Origin of the sequence: Mycolicibacterium vaccae NBRC 14118 = CIP 105934, assembly GCF_001552715.1 — a bacterium.
Taxonomy (GTDB): Bacteria; Actinomycetota; Actinomycetes; order Mycobacteriales; family Mycobacteriaceae; genus Mycobacterium; species Mycobacterium vaccae.
Genome location: NZ_BCRS01000019.1, coordinates 30,124 through 53,713, shown reverse-complemented (window position 1 = coordinate 53,713; position 23,590 = coordinate 30,124). Strand labels below are relative to the sequence as shown.

Sequence of the window (23,590 nt, the reverse complement as noted above, 5' to 3'; positions counted from 1 at the left end):
GGCCCCGCCTGCGCGCCGCCCGCCCTGGCGGTCGTGGCTGGTCCGACTGGCCTCGGTCGCCGCGGCCATCATGCTCTGGCAGCTGCTGACCGCCAACGACGTGCGTGGCTGGCTGCGGTTCGACACGTTGCCGACCGTCACCGAGATCGTCGCCGCGTTCAGCCACCGGGCGCAGACCCCGGAGTACTGGCTGGACCTGGGACAGTCCCTGATCCGGATCCTCACCGGGTTCGCGATCGCCGCGGTCGCCGGCGTCGTCACCGGGATCCTGCTGGGCCGTTCGGCGAAGTTCGCCAACGTCTTCGGCCCGCTCACCGAACTCGCGCGGCCGATCCCGGCGATCGCCATCGTGCCGGTGGCGATCCTGTTGTTCCCGACCGACGAGGCGGGAATCGTGTTCATCACGTTCCTGGCCGCGTACTTCCCGATCATGGTCAGCACCCGGCACGCTGTTCGGGCCCTCCCGACGCTGTGGGAGGACTCGGTGCGCACCCTCGGTGGCAGCCGCTGGGACGTGATCGCGCGGGTCGTGCTGCCGGGCATCCTGCCCGGCGTGTTCGGCGGGCTGTCGGTCGGCATCGGGGTGGCCTGGATCTGCGTGATCTCCGCCGAGATGATCTCCGGGCGCCTCGGCGTCGGATACCGCACCTGGCAGGCCTACACCGTGCTCGCCTACCCCGACGTGTTCGTCGGCATCATCACCATCGGCGTGCTCGGCTTCGTCACCTCCGCAGCGGTGGAACTCGTCGGCCGCAGGGTCACCCGCTGGCTGCCCCGCGGTGAGGAGGGCTCCCGATGAGCGCTCGCGCGAAGAGGAGACGATCCCGATGAGCGCTCGCGCGAAGAGGAGACGATCCCGATGAGCGGCATGAATCTGACACTGCGAGACCTGGTGCTCAGTTACGGCGGGTCGCCGGTGGTCGACGGCCTCGACCTCGACGTCGCGCCCGGCGAGATCCTGGTGCTCACCGGCCCGTCCGGGTGCGGTAAGTCCACGGTGCTGCGCGCGCTGGCCGGCCTGCTCGCCCCGGATGCCGGTGAGGTGCTGGCCGACGGCGTGCGCGTCACCACCACCTCCAGGGACCGGGCCATGGTGTTCCAGGACAACGCGCTGCTGCCCTGGCGCACAGTGCGATCCAACGTCGAGCTGGCCCTCAAGCTGGCCGGTCGGCCGAGGCAGGGCCGCCGCGAGGAGGCGCTGAAGTGGATCGCCGACGTCGGGCTGACCGGTTTCGAGGACTACCTGCCCAAGAGCTTGTCCGGCGGCATGCGGCAACGCGTGCAGCTGGCCCGCGGACTGGCCGGGGCCCCGCGCGCGGTGATGATGGACGAACCGTTCGGCGCCCTGGACACCCAGACCCGCGCCACGATGCAGCGCCTGCTCATCGACACCTGGCGGGCCCACCCGACCACCGTGGTGTTCGTCACCCACGACGTCGACGAGGCCCTGCTGATCGGCGACCGGATCGCGGTGCTCGGGCGCGCCGGCCGGCCGCTGCGCGCGCTGCTCGACGTCCCGTCACCGCGTGACCCATCTCTGGTGCGCACCGCATTGCGCGCCGAAGTGATTGCCGCCCTCGATGATTCGGAGCTCGTTCCCTGATGCAGATCCCCTCTCTCACCGACGCCGTCCGCCTCGACTGCGACGTGCTGGTCATCGGCGGCGGCACCGCGGGCACCATGGCAGCGCTGACCGCCGCCGAGCACGGCGCCCAGGTGCTGCTGCTGGAGAAGGCCCACGTGCGGCACTCGGGTGCGCTGGCGATGGGGATGGACGGCGTGAACAACGCCGTGATCCCTGGCAAGGCCACCCCGGAGGACTACGTCGCCGAGATCACCCGCGCGAACGACGGAATCGTCAACCAGCGCACCATCTATCAGACCGCCACCCGTGGGTTCGCGATGGTCCAGCGGCTGGAACGCTACGGCGTGAAGTTCGAGAAGGACGAACATGGTGAGTATGCGGTGCGCCGCGTGCACCGCTCCGGCTCCTACGTGCTGCCGATGCCCGAAGGCAAGGACGTCAAGAAGGCCCTCTACCGCGTGCTGCGGCAGCGCGCCATGCGCGAGAAGATCCGCATCGAGAACCGGCTGGTGCCGGTGCGGGTGCTGACCGACGACACGGGCAGAGCGGTCGGCGCGGCGGCGCTCAACAGCCGCACCGGCGAGTTCGTCGTCGTGGGCGCCAAGACCGTCATCCTGGCCACCGGCGCGTGCGGGCGGCTCGGGTTGCCCGCCTCGGGTTACCTGTACGGCACCTACGAGAACCCCACCAACGCCGGTGACGGCTACTCGATGGCCTTCCACGCCGGCGCCGAACTCTCCGGCATCGAGTGCTTCCAGATCAACCCGCTGATCAAGGATTACAACGGACCCGCGTGCGCGTACGTGGCCAACCCGTTCGGCGGCTACCAGGTCAACGCGCACGGCGAGCGGTTCGTCGACTCCGACTACTGGTCGGGCCAGATGATGGCCGAGGTCAAGAACGAGATCGAGTCCGCGCGCGGCCCGATCTACCTCAAGGTCAGTCACCTGCCCGACGAGACGCTCACCGCGCTGGAGAACATCCTGCACACCACTGAGCGCCCGACCCGCGGCACGTTCCACGCCAACCGCGGCCACGACTACCGCACCCACGACATCGAGATGCACATCTCCGAGATCGGCTTGTGCAGTGGGCATTCGGCGTCCGGAGTCTGGGTGGACGAGAACGCCCGCACCACGGTGCCCGGCCTGTACGCCGCGGGCGATCTGGCCTGCGTGCCGCACAACTACATGATCGGCGCATTCGTCTACGGCGATCTGGCGGGCGCGCACGCCGCCGCGACCTCCGCCGATCTTCCTGCGCCGCAGCAGCTTCCGGAAAACCAGGTGGCGGCCGCACACGAACTGATCTACCGGCCGCTGCGCAACCCGGAGGGTCCGCCGCAGCCGCAGGTGGAGTACAAGCTGCGCCGGTTCGTCAACGACTACGTGGCACCGCCGAAGACCGCGACGAAGTTGTCGCTGGCGGTCGAGGCGTTCGACCGGATGCGCGAGGAGGTCGCCGGTATCGGTGCCACCACGCCGCACGAACTGATGCGTGCGGTCGAGGTGGCGTTCATCCGCGACTGCGCCGAGATGGCCGCGCGGTCGTCGCTGACCCGCACGGAATCGCGCTGGGGGCTGTACCACGACCGCAGCGACCTGCCCGAGCGCGACGACGTCGAATGGCGCTACCACCTGAACCTGCGCAAGACCGCCGACGGCGACATGGAGTTCCTCAAGCGTCCGGTCGCGCCGTACTTCGTGCCGGTCCCCGGCCTCGACGGGTTGCCCAGCGGGGAGACCGAACCCGTGCCGGTGGCCGAGCCCGGCCTGGTCGGCGGGCGTCCGCCGGTGTCGGAGATCTCGCGGGTGCCCGCCCCGGCAACCCAACCGCCGTCGCCGCGGATCGCGTCGGTGCTGGCCCTCGACGAGCCCTCGGTGCAGGATCTGGCGCCGTTCCTGCGCGATGACGACGCCGGGGTGCGCCGCACCGCGGTCGACGTGCTCACCGAGCATCTGTGTGACGGCTATTCCGGTCCCCTCGTCGCGGCGCTCGGCGATCCCGATGTGGAGGTGCGGCACGTCGCCGCCGACGGGATCCGGGAGCTCGTCGAGGTGCTGCCCGACCCGGAAACCATTCGCCCGTACGTCGATTCGGCTGATCCGGTGGTGCGCGGTGCGGCCACCTACGTGCTGGCCGCCCGCCGGGCCGGCGACCGCGACCGGTACCGGGTGCTCAGCGAGGACCCCGATCACCGGGTGCGGATCGAGGCGGTACGGGCGCTGGTATCGGTCGACGACGTCGACGGAGTCGCCGCCGCGCACACCGACGCCAACCGCGAGGTGCGCATCGCCGTCGCCAACGGCCTGGGCGTGCTACGTGCCGGCGCGTCGACGGTGCGCGTGCTGATCGACGACGCCGATCCGCTGGTGCGGGCCGCCGCGCTGGCGGCGATGGGTGAGATCGGCTGGGAGGACAGCGACGGCTCGGTGGTGGAGAAGGCGCTCGCGGCCTCGGCGTGGCAGATCCGTCAGGGCGCGGCCCGGGCGCTGGCCGGTGCCCCGTCCCCCGCGGCCGCGGTGCCTCCACTGTCGCAGGCGCTGGCCGACCCGCACCTCGATGTCCGCAAGGCCGCGGTGCTGAGCCTGACCCGCTGGGCGGCTTCGGAGGACACAGCCCGGCAGGCGCTGGCCGGGGCGCTCGACGACGGCGACGCTGACGTGCGCGCCTACGCGCGCCGGGCGTTGGAGTCGGCCTACTAGCAGCTACCGGGCAGACGCCTTCTCGATCATCTCGGTCAGCACCGCGGTCGCCTCGTCGTCGATGCGCTCGGCACACACCGACGCCTCGACGACCATGTTCGCCGCCGCGGCCACGGTGTGTTGACACTGCCACGGGGCCGATTCCAGCGCGGTCGAGGACTGGCTCACGACACCGCCGTCGCGGACCACGTCGCGCAGTTCCCAGTCGAACCATTCCTCGCCGTCGCTGATCGCGACCTCCCGGCCCGCGCAGTCCGCCCATTCCCGGCCCGAGCGCTCGACGAACTCCTCGGCGGCGACGGCCGAGGGCATCAGCACCACGGTCTCCTCCACCCAGTGCTCGTAGACGTCGCCCGGTTCACTGGCCAGGCGGGTGAGCACGGCGGTGTAGCCGCTGCCGGCGTACACCGGTTCCTCGGCGCTGTAGAGCGCCCCGAGGCATTCGGGGTCCGAGACGTCGGCCGAGTCGTCGGTCATCTCGGCGACTTCGTCGACGACCTCGATGTCGGGGCTGTCCAGCAGCCCGGCCAGTTCTGCGCCGTCGAGCAGGACCGCTGACAGGTCCTGCTCGGTCAGCGCCCCGTCGGCCATCGGTGATCCGGCGTCCGGACGGACCGCGGTGCCGTCCACGGTGGCGCTGCACGCCGAGGTGCCCAGTGACAACACCATCACGGTCAGAGCCGCTCCGGTGCGCCACCTCGGGGTCATTTCTTCGGCTTGTCCGCGGCGGACTCGGTGGACAGTGCGGCGACGAAGGCCTCCTGCGGGACCTCGACCCGGCCGATGGTCTTCATCCGCTTCTTGCCCTCCTTCTGCTTCTCCAGCAGTTTGCGCTTGCGGGTGATGTCACCGCCGTAGCACTTGGACAGCACATCCTTGCGGATGGCCCGGATGTTCTCGCGGGCAATGATTCTCGAACCGATCGCGGCCTGCACCGGCACCTCGAACTGCTGGCGCGGGATCAGCTCCTTGAGCTTGGTGGTCATCTTGTTGCCGTAGGCCGAAGCACTGTCCTTGTGCACGATCGCACTGAACGCGTCGACGGCCTCGCCCTGCAGCAGGATGTCGACCTTGACCAGATCGGCCTCCTGCTCGCCGGCCTCCTCGTAGTCGAGGCTGGCGTAGCCGCGGGTGCGGGACTTCAGCGAGTCGAAGAAGTCGAAGATGATCTCGCCCAACGGCATCGTGTAGCGCAGCTCGACACGTTCCGGGGACAGGTAGTCCATGCCGCCGAGCTCGCCACGCCTGGACTGGCACAGCTCCATGATGGTGCCGATGAACTCGCTGGGCGCGATCACCGTGGTCTTCACGATCGGCTCGAAGACGCTGCGCACCTTGCCTTCCGGCCAGTCCGACGGGTTGGTCACGACCAATTCGGTGCCGTCGTCCTTCACCACGCGGTAGACGACGTTCGGCGCGGTCGAGATCAGGTCGAGGTTGAACTCGCGCTCGAGACGTTCACGGGTGATCTCCATGTGCAGCAGCCCCAGGAACCCGCAGCGGAACCCGAATCCGAGCGCCACCGACGTCTCGGGCTCGTAGGTCAGCGCGGCGTCGTTGAGTTGCAGCTTGTCCAGCGCTTCGCGCAGCACCGGGTAGTCCGACCCGTCGACCGGGTAGAGGCCCGAGTACACCATCGGCCTGGGCTCGCGGTAACCGGTCAGCGCCTCCTTGGCGCCGTGCCGGGCGGTCGTCACCGTGTCGCCGACCTTGGACTGGCGCACATCCTTCACGCCCGTGATGAGGTAGCCGACCTCGCCGACGCCGAGGCCGACGGACGGCTTGGGGTCGGGCGAGACGATGCCGACCTCGAGGAGTTCGTGGGTGGCGCCGGTCGACATCATCGCGATGCGCTCGCGCGGGGTGATCTTGCCGTCCACCACGCGCACGTAGGTCACCACGCCGCGGTAGATGTCGTAGACCGAGTCGAAGATCATCGCCCGCGCCGGCGCGTCCGGGTCGCCCTGCGGCGCCGGGATCAGCCGCACCACCTGGTCGAGCAGCTCGGTCACCCCGGCCCCGGTCTTGCCGGACACCCGCAGCACATCCTCGGGTTCGCAGCCGATGATGTGGGCGATCTCGGCGGCGTACCGGTCTGGGTCGGCGGCGGGCAGGTCGATCTTGTTCAGCACCGGGATGATCGTCAGATCGCGGTCCAGCGCCAGGTACAGGTTGGCCAGCGTCTGCGCCTCGATGCCCTGGGCGGCGTCGACCAGCAGCACCGCGCCCTCGCAGGCCTCCAGCGCCCGGGACACCTCGTAGGTGAAATCGACGTGGCCGGGGGTGTCGATCAGGTGCAGGACGAACTCCTGTTCAACCCCACCTACCGTGCTGGTCCAAGGCAGGCGAACGTTCTGCGCCTTGATCGTGATCCCGCGCTCGCGCTCGATGTCCATCCGGTCCAGGTACTGCGCCCGCATGTCTCTGTCCGCGACCACGCCGGTGAGCTGCAGCATCCGGTCGGCCAGGGTGGACTTGCCATGGTCGATGTGGGCGATGATGCAGAAGTTCCTGATCTGCGCCGGCGCAGTGAACGTCTTGTCGGCGAAGCTAGCGATGGGAATCTCCTGGTGAACGCGGTGTGGCTGCCGAAACAGGCCTGTCCAGAGTATCGAGAGCAGACCTCCCCGACACAATCGAGCCGACTTCGGGGCACCTTCGGGGCACCGGGGCACCGCCTATGCTTGGCGGGTATGGCGTCCTCGTCGTCGTATGTGAAGGCGTTTCAACGTCTCTTGGTGAAAGGCACCGAGAACCTCGTGTTCAACGAGGCCCCCAAGCTCGTCCGCCAGCTGCAGAAGTCCGAAGCCCTGCAGCGGGGCATCCAGCAGGGCATCCGCATCGGTCTCGATGTGCTGTCGGGGCCGGCGGAGTCGGCCGCTCCCGCGCTGCCCGCCGGCCGGCCGGTGTCGAGCCGGTTCGTGCCGACGGCCCACCGCGCCCGCAGGGTGTCCTACGCCCCCGACCTGGACGGCCGGGCCGACCCCGGCGAGATCGTGTGGACCTGGGTGGCGTTCGAAGACGACCCCACCCGCGGCAAGGACCGTCCCGTGCTGGTCGTCGGGCGCGACCGCAGCATTCTGCTCGGGCTGATGCTCTCCAGCCGGGACCATCACCGCGACGACCCCAACTGGATCGGCATCGGCAGCGGCAGCTGGGACTACGACGGCCGGCCCAGCTGGGTCCGGCTGGACCGGGTGCTCGACGTGCCCGAAGAGGGCATCAGGCGGGAGGGCGCCGTGCTGGCCCGCGAGGTCTTCGACGTCGTCGCGGCGCGCTTGCGCTCCGACTACTCCTGGAGCTGAGCCGCGGCTCGACTCCCATTAGGACGCGTTGCGCCACATCGGCCATATTCGCGGCCCGCCCCCGGGAATCGTGAGCTCTGCCGTGACGTCGAAGCCGAACCGCAGGTAGTACGGCAGGTTCGACTCCTTGGTGGACTCCAGATAGGCCGGCGCACCCTCGGCGTCGCAGCGGTCCAGCCGGGACCGCAGCAAAGCGTGCGCGAGGCCGGTGCCGCGCATGTCGGGGTCGCTGCCGATCACCCCCAGATACCAGTGGGGTTCCTCCGGGTGGTGACGCTTCATCACGTCGACCATCTCCTGGCCGCGGCCCATGTGACGCCCGACCGCCAGCAGCATCGCCGGCAGCATCCGCAGTTCCTCGCGCGGCGTCTGCTTCCACCGGCCGGGCGGATCCCACAGCGCCGCGGCGCCGACGGTGCCGTTGCGCGCCGCGATCTCGACCGCGTCGCCGGCCAGGAAGTGGTGCCGGGTCATCGCGGCGAAGATACGGGGCAACGCCCTGGCCCGCCGGGCGTCGTCGGGGATCATCCACGCCATCACCGGATCGTCGTGGAACGCCCGGCCGAGCACGCGCGCCAGCGCCTTCACGTCCGGCTTCCCCGCGCAGCGGACCTCGACGTCTGCCGGCATCAACCCTGGGTGATGTAGGCCTGGAGGTGCTCGTGCTCGCGCTCGAGTTCTTCCATCCTGGTCTTGACGACGTCGCCGATGCTGACGATCCCGGTCAGCCGGCCGTCGACCACCACCGGGACGTGCCGCACCCGGTTGTTGGTCATCAACGCGCTCAGGCTGTCCACCGAGTCCTCCGGAGTGCACGTGGCCACCAGCGTCGTCATGATCTCCGACACCGGCCGGCGCAACAGGTCGGCGCCGACGTCGTGGAGCTTACGCACGACGTCGCGCTCGGAGACGATGCCGAGCAGGCCGTCGGGTGAGACCACCACCATTGCGCCGATGTTGTGCACGGACAGTTCGGTCAGCAGGCCGGCCACCGACGTCTCAGGCGTGATGGTGGCGACCGCCGCGCCCTTGTTCCGCAGCACATCGGAAATCCGCATCGACTACCCCCTGGTGATGTAGCTCACACACCAGGCTACCCGCTGGCGGGCGCTTTCGAAGCGGTTCCGCGTGTCCGGTCCGGGCCGCCAAGTGCATGACGAAATATATTCCGAGGCAACATGTTTCACTCAGGATCGGCGATTGCCGACCGCCCGTCACCGGCCGCGGGTAGGTTTTGGCGGCATGATCGAAGTGACGCTGCTGGGCACCGGAAGCCCCATCCCCGACGCCCGACGCGCCGGTCCGTCCACGCTGGTACGCGCCGGCGGGCAGGCATTCCTGATCGACTGCGGCCGCGGCGTCCTGCAGCGCACCGCCGCGATCGGGGTCGGCGCCGACCAGATCACCGCGCTGCTGCTGACCCACCTGCACAGCGACCACATCACCGACCTGGGCGACGTGCTGATCAGCCGCTGGGTGTCCAACTTCGCCCCGGATCTCCCGCCGCTGCCGATCATCGGGCCGCCCGGGACCGCCGAGGTCGTCGACCACGTGCTCAAGGCGCTGCGCCTGGACATCGGGTACCGCATGGCCCACCACGCCGATCTGACCGAACCACCACAGGTCGAGGTCGAGGAGGTGACCGCGGGCGTCGTCTGGGGTCGCGACGAGGTCCGGATCAGCGTCGGCCCGACCAACCACCGGCCGGTGGCGCCGACGATCGGCTTCCGCATCGAACACCGCGGCGCCTCCGTGGCGCTGGCCGGGGACACGGTGCCGTGCGTGGGGCTCGACGAACTGGCCGCCGGCGCAGGAGCGTTGGTGCACACCGTGGTTCGCCCGGATCTGATCCACGCGCTACCGGTGCAGCGCATCCGGGACATCTGCGGCTACCACTCGTCGGTGGAGGAGGCCGCGCAGACCGCGACGCGCGCCGGGGTCGGCATCCTGATCCTCACCCACTACGTGCCGGCCCTGCAGCCCGGCCAGGAGGACGAGTGGCGGGCGCTGGCCGCGTCGAAGTTCGACCGGCAGATCGAGCTCGGCGACGACCTGCACCGCGTGGAGGTCCATCCCGGCGTGTGCGCTAAGCCAACCGGGTGATCTCGACGATGACGTCCAGGTCGGTGGAGCCCTCACCCGAGTAGATGCCCTTGAGCGGGGTGACGTCGGCGTAGTCACGGCCGACGCCGACGCTGATGTACTGCTCGTTGATGTCGGCGTCGTTGGTGGGGTCGTAATGCCACCACTCCCCCGTCCAGGCCTGCACCCAGGCGTGGCTCTGCCCGTCCACGGTGACACCCACCTCCGCGTCCCGGTGGGGGTGCAGGTATCCCGACACGTAGCGGGACGGAATTGCCATGCTGCGCAACAACATCAACGTCAAATGGGCGAAATCCTGACACACCCCCTTACCTTCGCGCAGTGCGTCGACCCCCGACGTGTGCACCCCGGTCGTCCCCGGGACGTACTGCAACTCGCCCTGCACCCAGCGGGCGGCCTCGATGACCGCCTCGGCCGGTTCGTAGTACTTCGCGATGCGCCGCCCGACCCGTTCGATGCGCTTGCTCGCAGGCACGTAATGCGTCGGGGCGACCATCTCGTCGTACCTGTCGATGACCGCCTCCGACACCAGGTCGGCCCAGGTGACCTTGGTCTGCGGTTTCTCCGGGATGTCCGTCTCGACCACCGAGGACGCGGTGACCTCCAGCTCGGTGTGCGGGGCGTGCAGGTCGAACGCGGTCACCGCGGTGCCCCAGTAGTCGACGTAGCGGTAGGAGCGGGTCGCCGGCACCGTCTCGACCCGGTTGAGGATCACGTTCTGCCGGGAATCCGAGCGCGGCGTCAGCCGCGCCTCGTTGAACGACGCCGTGACCGGTGACTTGTAGGCATAGCCCGTCGAGTGCACCACACGCATGCGCCACATCTAGATTTCCCCTTCTTCGATCACCAACGAATTGCGTCCGGCGTCCGTCCACGCCACCCACGGTGCAGAGTGGAAGTACTGCAGCGCCAACGCCTCTCCGACGTCGAAGCACGTCTCCTGCAGGTCGGCCAGCCGCTCCTCCAGCGAGTCGAGCAGCACCCCGGGCTGGAGGAACTCCAACTCGCTGCGCGCCCGACCGAGCAGGCGCTGCGCCTCGGCGGTGGCGCCGAGCCGACTGTGCGGACGGTTCATCAGCTCGTCGAGGCTGTGCTCGGCCAGCCGCAGCGAGAAGAAGATCGACCGCGGGAAACGCCGGTCCAGCAGCATGAACTCGACCACCCGGCCGGCGTCGAGCACGCCGCGGTAGGTCCTCAGGTAGGTGTCGTGCGCGCCGGCGGAACGCAGGAGGGTGACCCACGCCGGCGACGACGCGCTGTCACCCACCCGCGACAGCAGCAGGCGCACGGTCATGTCCACCCGCTCCAGCGCACGCCCGAGCACCATGAACCGGTATCCGTCGTCGCGGCTGAGGGTGGAATCGGCCAGCCCCGCGAACATCGCCGCGCGGCCCTCGACGAAGGACAGGAACTCGTGCGGCCCCAGGCGCTTGGCGGCGCGTTCCCTCTCGGCCAGCGCATTGTAGGTGGTGTTCAGACACTCCCAGATCTCGGTCGAGGTGACTTCCCTTGCACCGCGGGCATTTTCGCGCGCTGCCGAGATCGACTCGACGATCGAGCCCTCGGTGCCGCGGCTGAACGCGACGAGGTCGGTCAGCGACCACACGTCCAGTGCCGCGTCGGGCGGCTCGATACCCAGCACCCGCAGCAGGGTCCGCGAGGCCTGATCGGGGTCCACACTCGATTCCTCGAGAAGCTGGTGCACCGTCACGTCCAGGATCCGGGCGGTGTCGTCGGCCCGCTCGACGTAGCGGCCGATCCAGTACAGCGATTCCGCGTTCCGCGCCAACATTTCGAATCGCCCCCTACTGCTGCTGCTGGTCTTGGGTGTGCTCGGCTTTGCCGTTCTTGGTGGCGTTCTTGCTCGCGGCCGCCTTCGGCAGCGAGCGCACCACCTCGGCCGCCCCGAGTTCGCGGTCGGCCACCGACGTGCGCGAGGCCAGCACCCAGGTGTCTTTCGACCCGCCGCCCTGGCTGGAGTTCACCACCAAGGATCCCTCGGGCAGCGCGACGCGGGTCAGCCCGCCCGGCAGCACCCACACGTCGTCGCCGTCGTTGACGGCGAACGGACGCAGGTCGACGTGGCGGGGCGCCAGCGTGTCGCCGATCTGGGTGGGCACCGTGGACAGCTGCATCACCGGCTGCGCGATCCAGCCGCGCGGGTCGGCGACGATCTTCTTGGTGATCGTGGCCAGCTCCTTCTCGGAGGCCTCCGGGCCGAACACGATGCCGTAGCCGCCCGAACCCTCCACCGGTTTGATCACCAGTTCGTCGATGCGGTCGAGTACCTCCTCGCGTTCCTCGTCGAGCCAGCAGCGGAACGTGTCGACGTTGGCCAGCAGCGGCTTCTCGCCCAGGTAGTACTCGATGATCGTCGGCACGTAGGTGTAGACGAGCTTGTCGTCGCCGACGCCGTTGCCGACCGCGCTGGAGATCACCACGTTGCCGGCGCGCGCGGCGTTGAGGATCCCGGCGACCCCGAGCACCGAATCCGGCTTGAACTGCATCGGGTCCAGGTAGTCGTCGTCGATGCGCCGGTAGATCACGTCGACCTGACGCTCGCCCTCGGTGGTGCGCATGTAGACGGCGTTGTCGCGGCAGAACAGGTCGCGGCCTTCCACCAGCTCGACGCCCATCTGCCGGGCCAGCAGCGAGTGCTCGAAGTAGGCCGAGTTGTAGACACCCGGCGTCAGCACCACGACCGTCGGGTCGGCGACGTTGTTGGCCGCGGCGTTGCGCAGCGCCCGCAACAGGTGCGACGAGTAGTCACCGACCGCGCGCACCCGGTGGGTGGCGAACAGGTTCGGGAACACCCGCGCCATGGTGCGGCGGTTCTCCATCACGTAGGAGACCCCCGACGGTGAGCGCAGGTTGTCCTCCAGCACCCGGAAGTTGCCCTGCTCGTCGCGGATCAGGTCGATGCCGGCGACGTGGATGCGCACCCCGTTGGGGGGGACGATGCCGACGGCCTCGCGATGGAAGTGCTCGCACGAGGTGACCAGGCGGCGCGGGATGACGCCGTCGCGCAGGATCTCCTGGTCGCCGTAGATGTCGTGGAGATACATCTCCAGCGCCTGCACCCGTTGCCGGATGCCGCGCTCCAGCCGGGTCCATTCCGCGGCCGAGATCACCCTCGGCACCAGATCGAGCGGGAACGGCCGTTCCTGTCCCGACAGCGAGAACGTGATGCCCTGGTCGATGAACGCACGGTCCAGCGCCTCGGAGCGGGCATGCAGGTCGCCGACGTCGGCCGGGGCGAGCTCCTTGTGGATGCCCTTGTAGGGGCCGCGGACGTTGCCCTGGGCGTCGAACATCTCGTCGAACGCCTTGGCATACGAGCCGAGCTTGTTGTAGCCACCGAAGATGCCGTCGTGCCGCTTCGCCGGTTTCGTGGCGGTACGGGTCGTTCGCACCGTTTCGGTCGCCAAGATGTCACCTACTCTTTCCCTATGTGAGCATTCGATTGTCATGCTGCAGCATCGCGGCCATTTCGGCAGGCCAGCGGAGCTCGCTTTGGGACATCTACCCGCTCGCTGCTACCCTGAACAGTCGCTGCCCCAGGACGGGCGCCCCAAGACTCAGAAGTAACCCCGTCGAGATTTAGAAGGAATAACACGCGTGGCCAACATCAAGTCGCAGCAGAAGCGGATCCTCACCAACGAGCGCCGCAGACTGCGCAACAAGTCGGTGAAGTCGTCGCTGCACACGGCGGTCCGCGGATTCCGCGCGGCTGTCGAGTCGGGTGACAAGGAGAAGGCCGGCGAGCTGCTGACCGCCACCAGCCGGAAGCTGGACAAGGCTGCCAGCAAGGGCGTTATCCACAAGAACCAGGCCGCCAACCGCAAGTCGGCGCTGGCCCGGGCGCTCAACAAGATCTGACGGTCCCCCAGTCCGAGGTCGTTGGCCGGCGTGGTGGCTCGTCTTGATGGCATCGACGTCCTCGGCGGTCTCCACGAACGCGGCCTGAACGAAGCGACCGACGTCCTTCAGTAGGCCCCGACCCACTGGCCGGCGCCAGGCGCCACGGTGGGTTGCATCACTCCCGCTGCCCAAAGCGGATTGGGTCCTCTGCGGCACGTCTCCCGGTTCGCCGACACCCATGTGTTGGCCAGTGCCGACGACGGCCGTCTGGCGGCCTCGAGGGACTGGGTCGTCGTGGCATTCGTCTGCCCCACCGGATCTTGGGCTCGGCATCCTCCATCCGGTGCGTCGTATCGCATGTTTCTTTGCCCTGGGCCTTGGCTCAGCCCCTGGTGTCCCGAACCGGTTGATCCGGGTGGGTGGTGAAGACGCGATAGGTCTGGTTGCTATGCAGTTGCCGACAAGTTCCACCAGATGCCGGTATTCCTGATTCCCCTGGTGGCCGGTCGCCCAGCATAAGAGCCTGCCGGAGCACTCTCCCCCGATGTGGGCATCGGCACACCGCGGGCGTCGTTTCAAGAAGGCATATCGCGAGCGGGTCTCAAAAGCCTGGCGTCGAGACGCATGCGCTCAATGTCCGGAGCGTTGCGCCCGCATCCTCGCTACCGGAGCGCTCTATACGGAGATTCTCCTGCGCCACCCTCGGATTGCGCTGCACCCGTCCCAGGGTTTCCACGGCATCCACAACGTCAACGTGAACGCCGGCCACACCGAGCGCATGCAATTTGTAGGTGCAAGCAGCACTGCTCAGTCGATGGTGCACCGGTTCTAGGCAGCGCCGCAGTTCAGGGGGTCGCTCACCTCCCCATACCGTGATCTCAGCTGTTCGACGCCGGAGAGCATTGCGGACGGTGCGTCGAACCCGTTCGTCTGCCGCATACAGGTCTGCCGACACGCTCAACGCCGCCGGGCGTCGCTCGGGTCCCGACAGGCCAGATTCCAGGTCGACAGCTTTCGCGCCGAGGACGTGCAGTGGCCGAACATCGTCAGGGCACGCCGCGACGAACACGGTGACATCCCAGCCGTTGAAGGCACGATCGAACAACCAACCCCCGGCACAACTCACGGCCCCTGCCACGCTGCCGGCCATCACATCGAGTCGGTATCTTTCGTCACCGGTGTCTTCATCGGCCGCCACGATGATCTCCCTGTTTAGTCGTATGCCTAATACGCACGGTAGTGACGCCGCAGTCGTGAAGCAAGACCCGCTACGTCTAAATAGTTGACTCGGTCGGATATCTTCGCTTAGCTGAGCCAAGAATTGATCGGGACCTTGCCCGATGCCTCGCGTACCTGCACGACAACGAATGTGAGTGGAGTTCCAATGCCCGCGAAACGCCCCGCAGAGCTGCTCGATATGACCGGCAAGGTCGCCGTGATCACCGGGGGAAGCAGGGGTATCGGCCGCGCCGTGGCCGAAGGATTCGCGATGGCGGGAGCGGATGTCGTCATCGCCAGCCGAAAGCTCGAAAACTGTGAGCTGGCAGCAAAAGAAATTGAGGCGGTGAGCCATCGGCGTGCCCTCCCCGTCGGCTGCCACGTCGGCAGGTGGGAGGACGCCGAGGTGCTCCTCGAGACGGTCTACCGCGAGTACGGCCGATGCGACGTGCTGGTCAACAACGCCGGAATGTCTCCGGTCTACGACGCGCTCACGTCGGTCACACAGGAGCTTTACGACAAAGTCCATGCCGTCAACGCTCGCGGGCCATTCCGCCTCGCTGCTCTGTTCGGATCACGCATGGCCGAGGGCGGAGGCGGCTCGATCATCAACGTCACGACTGCCGGCACGCTGCGTCCGGACGCCGCAGACCTCCCCTACGTCATGGCGAAGGCGGGATTGAATGCGCTCACGCTCGGGTTGGCCGGCGCGTGGGCTCCCAGGGTGCGTGCCAACCTCGTCATGCCGGGCGCGTTCGACACCGACATTTCCAAGGGATGGGGTCCCGATGCGCACGCCGCGGTGGCCGCGATGAATCCGATGAAACGGATAGGGGTTCCGGACGACATGGTCGGTCTCTGCGTTTTCCTGGCCAGTGGCGCAGCGAGCTATATCAACGGGGCCCAAATCCTCGTCGACGGCGGACTGTTCCGCTCATTGTGAGCGGTCGACCCGATTCCACAGGAGTTTTCATGACTGGACGCATGGCGGGGAAGGTCTCGTTCATCACCGGCGCAGGCCGCGGTCAAGGTCGCGCTCACGCGGCGCTGCAGGCGCGGGAAGGCGCCGACATCATCGCCGTCGACATCTGCGAGGACATCGAGTCGAATCCGTACCCGATGGCCAGCTGGGAAGACCTCGCCGAAACCAAGCGCCTTGTCGAGGAACAGGGCCGCACCTGCGTCGCCCTCAAGGCCGACGTTCGCAAGCGCGAGCAACTCTCCGAAGCCTTGGGTGAGGGCCTGGCGGAATTGGGTGGCCTGACGACGGTCATGGCCAACGCGGGAATACTGCCCATGGCGATGGGAGACCCCCAACCGATGGACTTCCAGGACGCGGTCGACGTCGACCTCATCGGCGTCATGAACACAGTCGCGGTGTCCGTGCCGCACTTGATCCCGGCCGGAAGCGGTGCGTCGATCATCATCACCGGATCAACCGCCGCGTTGATTCCCGGAACCATCTCCTCGGGAGCGGATCCTCGCACCATCATGGGCCCGGGCGGATCAGGCTACAGCTGGTCTAAGCAGGCACTGGTGGGATACACGCAACAGATGGCATTACATCTTGCGCACACCGGAATTCGCGTCAACATCGTGCATCCAACCAACTGCAACACCCACCTGATGAACAACGACGGAATCTACTCGGTCTTCCGACCCGACATGGAAGGCCCCGTCACCAAGGCCGACTTCCGGCCGGCGGCGGAGTTCCACCACGCTCTTGCCACACCCTGGATCGAGCCCGAGGACGTGGCCGAACTCGTCCTGTTCCTCGCCTCCGACGCATCGAAGTACATGACGGGGGCGAGCATTCCGATCGATGCAGGATGCATGATCAAGTGGCCCAACGGCCCTGGCAAATGACGTGAGGGACCCGGACGTACTGACGGTGCGCGCTTCACACCCGCCGCTGTCCAAACCTGGGTCCTCTCCCCTCAGACCTCGATGATGACCTTGCCCAAAGCTTTCCGATCGGCAACGTGGCGCAGCGCCGTCGCGGTATCGCTCAAGGAAAACCGAGCGCCGATGTGGGGGCGGAGCTTACCTTCGGCGAAGAGTTGTCGCAGTTCCTCGTCGTCACGGACAACCTCATCGGGATAATCTGCGGCAAAGGATCGGATCTCCATGCCACGGATCGTGATTCCCTTGAGGAGAACCAGATTGAGCGGAACGGCCGGGATCGCGCCGGCGGCGTAACCCAGCGTGACGAAAACCCCCTGACGCCCCAGGCCTCGCAGCGCGGGCAGCGAATACTGTCCGCCGACGGGATCGACGACGATCTGGGCACCGGCATTGCAGGTGATCTCCTTGATTCGCTCCCGCAGATCTTCACGGTCGTAGTCGACACCCGCTTCGGCGCCGCGCTCGCGGCACAAATCGAGCTTGTGTCGGCCCGAGGCGGCAGCCAATACCCTTCCCCCGAAAAGCTGTGCGATGTCCACCGCGGCGAGCCCGACGCCCCCCGCCGCGGCGAGGACGACCACCCAATCACCCTTTCGAACCGGAGCGATCGTGCGCAATGTGTAATACGCGGTCCGATAGGTGACGCCGAATGCGGCGGCTTCGGCGAAGTCGATCCCGTCCGGAATCGGCGTCACCCCCCGCGCATCGACCACCGCCTGTTCGGCGAACGCGCCGACGAACGCGGCTGCCGAAACACGTTCCCCAACGCGGTATCCGACACCCTCACCAACGGCCAGCACCTCACCAGCCATCTCGCTACCCGGACTGAACGGCGGCGGCACCTTGACCTGATAGTTGCCGCCGATCAGCAGCACGTCCGGATAGTTGACGGCGGCGGCGCGCACCCTGATGACCACCTGACCCGGGCCCGGCGTGAGATCGGGCAATTCATCCAGCACCAAGTTCTCAGGCCCGCCATATTCGCGACACACGACCGCCTTCATTCGCCGTCCTTTCGACCGCGTTGGGACGTACGGAATCGACACGGACGTTCGACGCCCGCCGTGCTCAGCCTTTCAGATCCGGAAGCACCTTGTCCGCAAACAGCTTGAGCTGCTCGTAGACCAGCTCGTAGGGCATCCCGCCCCAGCTGAAGTTGGCGAGCATCTCGTAATCGCCGACCATCTCCTTGCGGACGCGGTGATGCTCAACTAGTTCCTCCGGGCTGCCGATCATGTTGCCCGAGATGTAATCGCGGTAGGCCTTGTCCGGACCGCCCGCCGCGGCGGCCGCCTCACCCATGACGGTCCAGGCGGCATACGACGGCAGGTCCTTGAAGTGATCGCTCATGAACTCGTAATGGTCGGCGACGGTCGAGAACATCTTCGCGAAGTAGTTGTCGGTGTAATCGGCGACCCGCTGTTTGTCGTCGAAGCAGCACACGAAGTCGGAAATGATGAACGGTGGTGCAGTGGTGTTGTGCAACGACTCGAATTGCTGCCGGTACTGGGTGATCTCGGGTATCGCGTTGCGCCAGTCCCCCTGAGAGAAGCGCAGCGCCTTGAGACCGTATCGGGCGGCCACGTCGACCGAACTCGGCGACATCGTCACCATGATGGTCCGGCCCTTGAAGGACTTGAACGGTCGCGGACGGATCTCGGTGCGGGGAATCTTGTACCACTTAGTATCTGCTTCGACGATACCGGTCTCGATACCCTCCATGATGATCAGTGCCGCCTCGTCGAACATCTCGCGAGAGTCGGCGAGTTCAACCCCGAACGACCGGAATTCCCGGCGGGCAGCACCGCGGCCCATGCCCAGGATGAAGCGGCCTTCGGACAGGATGTCGAGTTGGATCGCCTGCTCCACCACGCGCAACGGGTTGTTCCACGGCAGGATGACGGCGGCGGAGACCAGGTCGATCGTCGTGGTCTTGGCGGCGATCCAGGCAAGCAGCTGGAAGGGATCGGGGCAGGCCCCGTAGTCGGTGAAGTGGTGTTCGACCGGCCCGACATAGTCGAAGCCCATGGCCTCGGCTTCGACCGCGAGCTTCGCCTCCTTCATGAAGCTCTCGACGTCGGGCACGCCGTGGAGGTTCTGATAGCCCAGATGCATGCCGACCTTCATGGTCTCTCCAGTTCTCTCGTAGCGGCCGCCGAGCGCGGCTTCGACAGAAGCTAATTGTTACCTCTTGCGTTTCTTTTATCCAGCGATTGGCGATTTTCCTGCTAAAAAGTCTCCGCCATCGGTTTAAATCCTCTTCGGATCACCACACGCTGGACTACAGGAAGAGCGGGCATGGAAGATCTAGTCGTGATCGAACGCACCGGCGCGACCGGCCGCCGCCCCGGGCGGCCGACATTGAGCAATGAGCAGCTGCTTGACACTGCTCTGGATCTCTTCCTGGAGAATGGATTCGAGCGCACGAGCATTGAGGCGATCGCGGCGGCGGCCGGCATGGCCAAGCGCACCGTGTACGCCCGCTACGGCGATAAGACGACCTTGTTCAAGGCAGCACTGACCCGCGCCATCGAAGAGTGGATCGTGCCGGTGGAGCAGCTTGAGGCTGCCGAGACCGACGATTTCGAAGGCACCCTCCTCGCGATCGGACGAATCCTCGTCGCCAACGTGTTGCGCCCCGGCGGCCTGCGCCTGTTGCGTCTGACCAACACCGTCTCGGCTCACATGCCGGAGATCGGGGCGTTCAACGTCGAGAAGGGCACCGAACCAACCCGGGCCTATCTCACCGACTTGTTCCGGCGACGACTCGGCCCCGGCGGGGTCTCGACCAAGGATGCCGAGTTGGCGGCAGAGGCGTTCATCGATCTCGTTCCCGGGGGCCCCGCCAACGCGAGCGCTCGAGGCGTGGTGTTCAACGACGAGGACGTCGACCGGCATACGCGGTACTGCGTGGGACTGTTTCTGCACGGCGTGCTACCGCGCGATGAGCACACGTTGGCCGTCGAGGAGCAGAACCGCCGGCTGAAGACGGCGATCACAGATGCACTGGACGACCTCGATCGGGCCCGTGACCGACTCAACCACGAGGACTCCCATTAGTCTCATCGGACGTCGGTGACATGTATCATGATCGTGAAATCGGTTGCCAGATAGGCGATCCGCGTTCAGCCCGCATCGACGGGACCACCCTTCCATCCACGTCGGTGACGCCATATTCCGCAGCGAGCTCGGCGGTGATGAAGGTGCCGCCGGAATGCCGCATCACGTCCGGGTCGGCAGCCAACGCCGCGATAACCCGGCCCGGAAACTCGGGCGAACATCCACCCACGGGATTCGTCCCCGCCTGACTCGTCATCGCCGGGTTGGCCGCCAGATTACGTTGGGCCCGTTCGGTGTACGTGAGGCCCTGCCAGAGTGACAGCGAGGCGATGTCATGCGGCTGGAGTTCGACGGCCATGTCCCGCGCCATCCGGTCAACCGCGGTCTTGCACATCCCGAAGACGACGCCGTAGGTGTAGGTCACGCCGGTGTATCCCGAGATGGCGACGATGAGCCCCGCCCGGTTCGGCACCATGATCCGGGCCGCGTGCCAGGCTGCGACGTAGGCCGAGCGGACCCCCACATCGACCATGGTCCAGTAATCAAGCGATTTCTCCCAGAAGGGTTTTTCATCGGTGAGGTCCTCGGGGAGCGCGAACGCGTTGTTGACGAGGAGGTCGAGCCGCCCGTGGTCGCGGCGCACCCGGTCGAACAACGCGGCGACCTGGTCATCGTCAGCGTGATCCACCTGGACGGCCACCCCATGCCCGCCTCGCCGGTCGACCTCGACCGCGGTCTCACCGATTGTGCCGGGAAGCTCGTGTGTACCTGCGGCAGCGGTACGTCCGGTGACGTAGACGGTGGCGCCCTGTGCGCCGAGCGCCTCGGCGATACCCTTGCCGATCCCCCGGCTGGCGCCCGTCACCACTGCGACTTTGCCTGTCAGCGTTGCCATCCAACATCTCCGTTCGAAGTTCGCTTGCCCCGGGCGCAACCATCTCTGTAATGTCCAGTTTAGGCATTCGACTAACCCGAGGAGATGTTATGACGGTTGCGGATCGGGTTTCGGCCCCAGGCGGGTCGGGCACGGCGGTGGTGGACGCGGCACGAGAATTCGTTCCGCGTATCCGCGATCTCGCGCGTCAGATGGAGCAGAACCGCCGCCTGGACGACCAACTCGTCGAGGACATGGAGGCGGCCGGGCTGTTCTCGGTGGCGGTGCCGAAGCTCTGGGGTGGTTGCGGATTGGGACCACACGAACTCAACAAGGTGGTCGAACTCATCGCCACCGCGGACATTTCCACGGCGTGGGTCACCGGTTTCTACAACTTCCACAACTGGTTTCTGTGCCGCTATCCGCGCGAGGTCCAAGAGGAGTTGTTCGCCGACCGGGCATCGGTGCGCTGCGCCGCAATCCTCTCCTCTCCCGGCACGGCCGAACGGGCCGGCGGAAAGCTGCGAGTCAACGGTCGCTGGGGCTATGCGACCGGCATCCTGCACGCCTCCCATGCGATGGTGCCTGTCATCGTCGACAACGACATGTCCTGGGTGATCGTGCCGCGTGACCAACTCGAACTCATCGACGACTGGGACGTGGCCGCGATGGCTGCGACCGGCAGCGTCACCATCGTCGCGAAGGACGTCGTCATCCCGGACACCTGGGCGCTGCCGTTCGGAAAGATGATGTCGGCGACTGACCACGAGGGCACCTTTCACGAAGAGGAGGCCATGCGACTTCCCTTCTCGGTGATGACAACCGCGATCTCGTCGCTCTACGTCGGCGCGCTCGATGCCGCAGTCGAGATATCGCGACAGAAGATGGGAACGGCGTCGGGGATCAACAGCGCGCCGCGCAACGAGCGGCCGATGGCGCGGATACGTTGGGTCAACGCGTTCCAGACGGCGCGGATGATGCACCTGGCCCGCGACGCGGCCATCGATGACGCCCTCGCGGTCGCTCGCCGCGGAGTCCCGCAGACGCTCGAAGAAGAGGCGATGAACGGACTGTATGGCGTCACGATCCTGCGAACGGTCCGGGACTCATTACGTGAACTCGTCGACGGCAACGGGTCGAGTGGCTACCGCTCCGACAACCACCTGCGCAGGATGTCGCAGGACATCGCGATGATCTCGACGCACGCCGTGCACGGGGAGTACGACGTGATGATGGACCGGCATGCCCGCTGGCTGCTGGGGATGGGACTCGCGCCCGGCGACCCCGGCGCGCGAATGACATGATCGTTCACACGGTGGGTTACGTTGCTCGAATGCCACCGAAACGGCCCACCGGAGCGGACGAGCCCGACGCGCGGACGGCACTGCTCGATGCTGTCGAACGGCTTATGCTCGCCGAGGGTTACGCCGCGGTGACATCGCGCAGGGTGGCCGCCGAGGCTGATGTCAATCCGGGCCTCGTGTACTACTACTTCGGTCCGATGGACAACCTTTTCATCGAGGTTTTCCGGCGGAGTGCGGCCCGGATGCTCGGCCGCCAGGCGGAAGCGCTGGCCTCCGATCAGCCGTTGTGGGCGCTGTGGGACCTGATTCGCGAGCAATCCAACACCACGCTGAACCTCGAGTTCCTCGCGCTCGGGAATCACCGTCAGGCCGTCAAGGACGAGATGAAGGAATTCTCGCTCCGGTTCCGCCGGATTCAGTTCGACGGTCTGTCGGAGATCCTGGACCGGTACGAGATCGACACCACGGAGTGGCCGCCCGAAGCGGTGATGTTGTTCATGGACGGCGTCGGCCGCTTCATGGGGGAAGAGCGGACATACGGCCTCAGCCTCGGCCACGACCACGCGACCCGCGTCATGGACAGGCTGATCAGCCAATTCGAGGGAAAACGGCGCGGCGGTCGGCGTCGAGGCCGCCGATGACATTGCAGTTCGGGCTCCTGTGGCCGTTTCGGAATCCCGGTTCCGTTGCGTGGGACGAGTTCTACCGATCCCATCTCGACCTCATCGTGGAATCGGAACGGCTGGGCTTCGACGAGGCCTGGCTCACCGAGCACCATTTCATCGATGACGGCTACTCGCCGTCGCTTTTTCCGATCGGCGCCGCCATCGCCGCCCGCACCGAGTGGATCCGCATCGGGACGTTCCTGTTGCTGCTGCCGTTGCACAACCCCGTCCGGGTCGCCGAAGACACTGCAACGCTTGACATCATCTCCGGTGGTCGTTTCGACCTCGGCGTCGGCCTGGGCTACCGGCCCGGGGAGTTCGACGATCAGGGAATTCCAGCACGCGAACGGGCCGGCCGCATGCAGGAGAACCTGCCTATCCTCCGGCGGCTCCTGTCAGGCGAAAACGTCACGATCGACGGAAAGTACAACAGGCTGAACGACATCCGGATATCTCCGCCTGCAATACAGGAGCCGCATCCCCCGATTTGGGTCGGGGGAACCGCGCCGAAGGCGATCCAACGCGCCGCCGACATGGGTATGCACTTCCTCAGTGGCGGACCGGGATCGGCCGCGGTCTACGACGATGCGCTGCGCGCTAACGGTCGCGATCCCAGCGACTTCCATGTGGCCGCCACCCTGCCGACCTATGTCGCGCCCACGAGGCAGCAGGCCTGGGAGATCGCGGCTGAATCCTTGCGTTACATGACCGCGGGCTACCTTCGATGGAATGCGGAGGCCACCGGCGCATCGACCGGCGATGTGCCCACACTGCCTTCCGTCGAAGAGATCGTGCGCAGGCAATCGATGGATTTCTTCGGAGGGGACATGCTGGTAGGCAGTCCGCAGGACGTCATCGAGAAGATCGAGAAGTACCGCTCTGGTGCGCGGCTGACGCATCTGGTCGCGGGCATGGCGCTGCCGGGCATGCAACCCGAGGAGATCCGGAGCGGAATGGAGCTGTTCGCTCGGGAGGTCATCCCCCACTTCCGCTAACCGACGTCGC

General features: G+C 66.9%; 23 protein-coding genes. 12 read left to right on the top strand and 11 right to left on the bottom strand.

The features are described 5' to 3' along the window. Positions 1-37 precede the first annotated feature (37 nt). Genes MVA01S_RS06270 through MVA01S_RS06260 form a run of 3 tightly spaced genes read left to right on the top strand, consistent with a single transcriptional unit; the run spans position 38 to position 4,290 of the window. Positions 38-799 carry an ABC transporter permease gene (locus MVA01S_RS06270; protein ID WP_255251677.1) on the top strand — a complete coding sequence of 254 codons (762 nt, stop codon included), beginning with the start codon at positions 38-40 and terminating at the stop codon, positions 797-799. A gap of 60 nt (positions 800-859) precedes the next feature. Next, positions 860-1,603 carry an ABC transporter ATP-binding protein gene (locus MVA01S_RS06265; RefSeq protein WP_003928501.1) on the top strand — a complete coding sequence of 248 codons (744 nt, stop codon included), beginning with the start codon at positions 860-862 and terminating at the stop codon, positions 1,601-1,603. Then, positions 1,603-4,290 (top strand): fumarate reductase/succinate dehydrogenase flavoprotein subunit, encoded by a 2,688-nt coding sequence (locus tag MVA01S_RS06260; RefSeq protein ID WP_003928500.1) that lies wholly within the window; start codon positions 1,603-1,605, stop codon positions 4,288-4,290. Before MVA01S_RS06265 ends, MVA01S_RS06260 begins: the two co-directional genes overlap by 1 nt. A 3-nt stretch (positions 4,291-4,293) precedes the next feature. On the opposite strand, the gene MVA01S_RS06255 is transcribed toward MVA01S_RS06260, so the two are convergent. Together MVA01S_RS06255 and lepA are read right to left on the bottom strand one after the other, a co-directional pair. Then, a complete protein-coding gene (locus tag MVA01S_RS06255) occupies positions 4,294-4,998 on the bottom strand; it encodes a sensor domain-containing protein (protein WP_003928499.1) in 705 nt (234 codons plus the stop codon). Further along, positions 4,995-6,911: a translation elongation factor 4 gene (lepA, locus tag MVA01S_RS06250; protein ID WP_081528956.1), complete on the bottom strand. Its 1,917-nt coding sequence runs from the start codon at positions 6,909-6,911 to the stop codon at positions 4,995-4,997. The genes MVA01S_RS06255 and lepA overlap by 4 nt, the downstream gene beginning before the upstream one ends. Before the next feature lie 72 nt (positions 6,912-6,983). Between lepA and MVA01S_RS06245 the strand changes: the two genes are divergently transcribed. Continuing rightward, the gene (locus MVA01S_RS06245) at positions 6,984-7,595 is read left to right on the top strand and encodes a type II toxin-antitoxin system PemK/MazF family toxin (protein ID WP_040539791.1); all 612 of its coding nucleotides are present in this window, start codon (positions 6,984-6,986) and stop codon (positions 7,593-7,595) included. Between the two features lie 18 nt (positions 7,596-7,613). On the opposite strand, the gene MVA01S_RS06240 is transcribed toward MVA01S_RS06245, so the two are convergent. Both MVA01S_RS06240 and MVA01S_RS06235 read right to left on the bottom strand, forming a co-directional pair. Continuing rightward, on the bottom strand, positions 7,614-8,225 hold the full coding sequence (locus tag MVA01S_RS06240) for a GNAT family N-acetyltransferase (protein WP_003928496.1): 612 nt from the start codon (positions 8,223-8,225) through the stop codon (positions 7,614-7,616). Further along, positions 8,225-8,653 carry a CBS domain-containing protein gene (locus MVA01S_RS06235; RefSeq protein ID WP_003928495.1) on the bottom strand — a complete coding sequence of 143 codons (429 nt, stop codon included), beginning with the start codon at positions 8,651-8,653 and terminating at the stop codon, positions 8,225-8,227. The genes MVA01S_RS06240 and MVA01S_RS06235 overlap by 1 nt, the downstream gene beginning before the upstream one ends. 184 nt (positions 8,654-8,837) lie before the next feature. On the opposite strand from MVA01S_RS06235, the gene MVA01S_RS06230 reads away from it, so the two are divergent. Then, positions 8,838-9,698 carry a ribonuclease Z gene (locus MVA01S_RS06230; protein WP_003928494.1) on the top strand — a complete coding sequence of 287 codons (861 nt, stop codon included), beginning with the start codon at positions 8,838-8,840 and terminating at the stop codon, positions 9,696-9,698. On the opposite strand, the gene MVA01S_RS06225 is transcribed toward MVA01S_RS06230, so the two are convergent. From MVA01S_RS06225 to MVA01S_RS06215, 3 genes are read right to left on the bottom strand one after another with little or no spacing between them, the layout of a single operon-like run. Continuing rightward, positions 9,682-10,521: a transglutaminase family protein gene (locus MVA01S_RS06225; RefSeq protein WP_003928493.1), complete on the bottom strand. Its 840-nt coding sequence runs from the start codon at positions 10,519-10,521 to the stop codon at positions 9,682-9,684. The genes MVA01S_RS06230 and MVA01S_RS06225 overlap by 17 nt on opposite strands. After that, entirely contained in the window at positions 10,522-11,490 is a 969-nt protein-coding gene (locus MVA01S_RS06220; protein WP_003928492.1) for an alpha-E domain-containing protein, read from the bottom strand. A gap of 13 nt (positions 11,491-11,503) precedes the next feature. Then, positions 11,504-13,168, bottom strand: a complete 1,665-nt coding sequence (locus tag MVA01S_RS06215; protein WP_081528950.1) for a circularly permuted type 2 ATP-grasp protein — start codon at positions 13,166-13,168, stop codon at positions 11,504-11,506. 148 nt (positions 13,169-13,316) lie between these two features. On the opposite strand from MVA01S_RS06215, the gene rpsT reads away from it, so the two are divergent. After that, entirely contained in the window at positions 13,317-13,577 is a 261-nt protein-coding gene (rpsT, locus tag MVA01S_RS06210; RefSeq protein WP_003928490.1) for a 30S ribosomal protein S20, read from the top strand. 583 nt (positions 13,578-14,160) lie between these two features. On the opposite strand, the gene MVA01S_RS31255 is transcribed toward rpsT, so the two are convergent. Continuing rightward, the gene (locus MVA01S_RS31255; protein WP_144033025.1) at positions 14,161-14,757 is read right to left on the bottom strand and encodes a hypothetical protein; all 597 of its coding nucleotides are present in this window, start codon (positions 14,755-14,757) and stop codon (positions 14,161-14,163) included. A 186-nt stretch (positions 14,758-14,943) separates the two neighbouring features. On the opposite strand from MVA01S_RS31255, the gene MVA01S_RS06205 reads away from it, so the two are divergent. Both MVA01S_RS06205 and MVA01S_RS06200 read left to right on the top strand, forming a co-directional pair. Continuing rightward, a complete protein-coding gene (locus tag MVA01S_RS06205; RefSeq protein ID WP_003928489.1) occupies positions 14,944-15,720 on the top strand; it encodes an SDR family NAD(P)-dependent oxidoreductase in 777 nt (258 codons plus the stop codon). Positions 15,721-15,749: 29 nt separating this feature from the next. Beyond that, positions 15,750-16,643, top strand: coding sequence for a mycofactocin-coupled SDR family oxidoreductase (locus tag MVA01S_RS06200; protein WP_040539789.1), 894 nt, complete (start codon positions 15,750-15,752; stop codon positions 16,641-16,643). Between the two features lie 71 nt (positions 16,644-16,714). Here MVA01S_RS06200 and MVA01S_RS06195 read toward each other — a convergent pair whose 3' ends face one another. Together MVA01S_RS06195 and MVA01S_RS06190 are read right to left on the bottom strand one after the other, a co-directional pair. After that, positions 16,715-17,686: an NADPH:quinone oxidoreductase family protein gene (locus tag MVA01S_RS06195; protein ID WP_003928487.1), complete on the bottom strand. Its 972-nt coding sequence runs from the start codon at positions 17,684-17,686 to the stop codon at positions 16,715-16,717. A 64-nt stretch (positions 17,687-17,750) separates the two neighbouring features. After that, entirely contained in the window at positions 17,751-18,809 is a 1,059-nt protein-coding gene (locus MVA01S_RS06190) for an LLM class flavin-dependent oxidoreductase (RefSeq protein WP_003928486.1), read from the bottom strand. Between the two features lie 186 nt (positions 18,810-18,995). Here MVA01S_RS06190 and MVA01S_RS06185 point away from each other — a divergent pair, with 186 nt between their 5' ends. Continuing rightward, entirely contained in the window at positions 18,996-19,742 is a 747-nt protein-coding gene (locus MVA01S_RS06185; protein WP_204249572.1) for a TetR/AcrR family transcriptional regulator, read from the top strand. Positions 19,743-19,767: 25 nt separating this feature from the next. Here MVA01S_RS06185 and MVA01S_RS06180 read toward each other — a convergent pair whose 3' ends face one another. Beyond that, the gene (locus tag MVA01S_RS06180; RefSeq protein WP_003928484.1) at positions 19,768-20,637 is read right to left on the bottom strand and encodes an SDR family NAD(P)-dependent oxidoreductase; all 870 of its coding nucleotides are present in this window, start codon (positions 20,635-20,637) and stop codon (positions 19,768-19,770) included. A gap of 89 nt (positions 20,638-20,726) precedes the next feature. Between MVA01S_RS06180 and MVA01S_RS06175 the strand changes: the two genes are divergently transcribed. Genes MVA01S_RS06175 through MVA01S_RS06165 form a run of 3 tightly spaced genes read left to right on the top strand, consistent with a single transcriptional unit; the run spans position 20,727 to position 23,580 of the window. Further along, the gene (locus MVA01S_RS06175; protein ID WP_003928483.1) at positions 20,727-21,920 is read left to right on the top strand and encodes an acyl-CoA dehydrogenase family protein; all 1,194 of its coding nucleotides are present in this window, start codon (positions 20,727-20,729) and stop codon (positions 21,918-21,920) included. Between the two features lie 29 nt (positions 21,921-21,949). After that, positions 21,950-22,561, top strand: coding sequence for a TetR/AcrR family transcriptional regulator (locus MVA01S_RS06170; RefSeq protein ID WP_040539784.1), 612 nt, complete (start codon positions 21,950-21,952; stop codon positions 22,559-22,561). After that, the gene (locus tag MVA01S_RS06165) at positions 22,558-23,580 is read left to right on the top strand and encodes an LLM class flavin-dependent oxidoreductase (RefSeq protein WP_003928481.1); all 1,023 of its coding nucleotides are present in this window, start codon (positions 22,558-22,560) and stop codon (positions 23,578-23,580) included. Before MVA01S_RS06170 ends, MVA01S_RS06165 begins: the two co-directional genes overlap by 4 nt. The last annotated feature ends 10 nt before the right edge of the window (positions 23,581-23,590 follow it).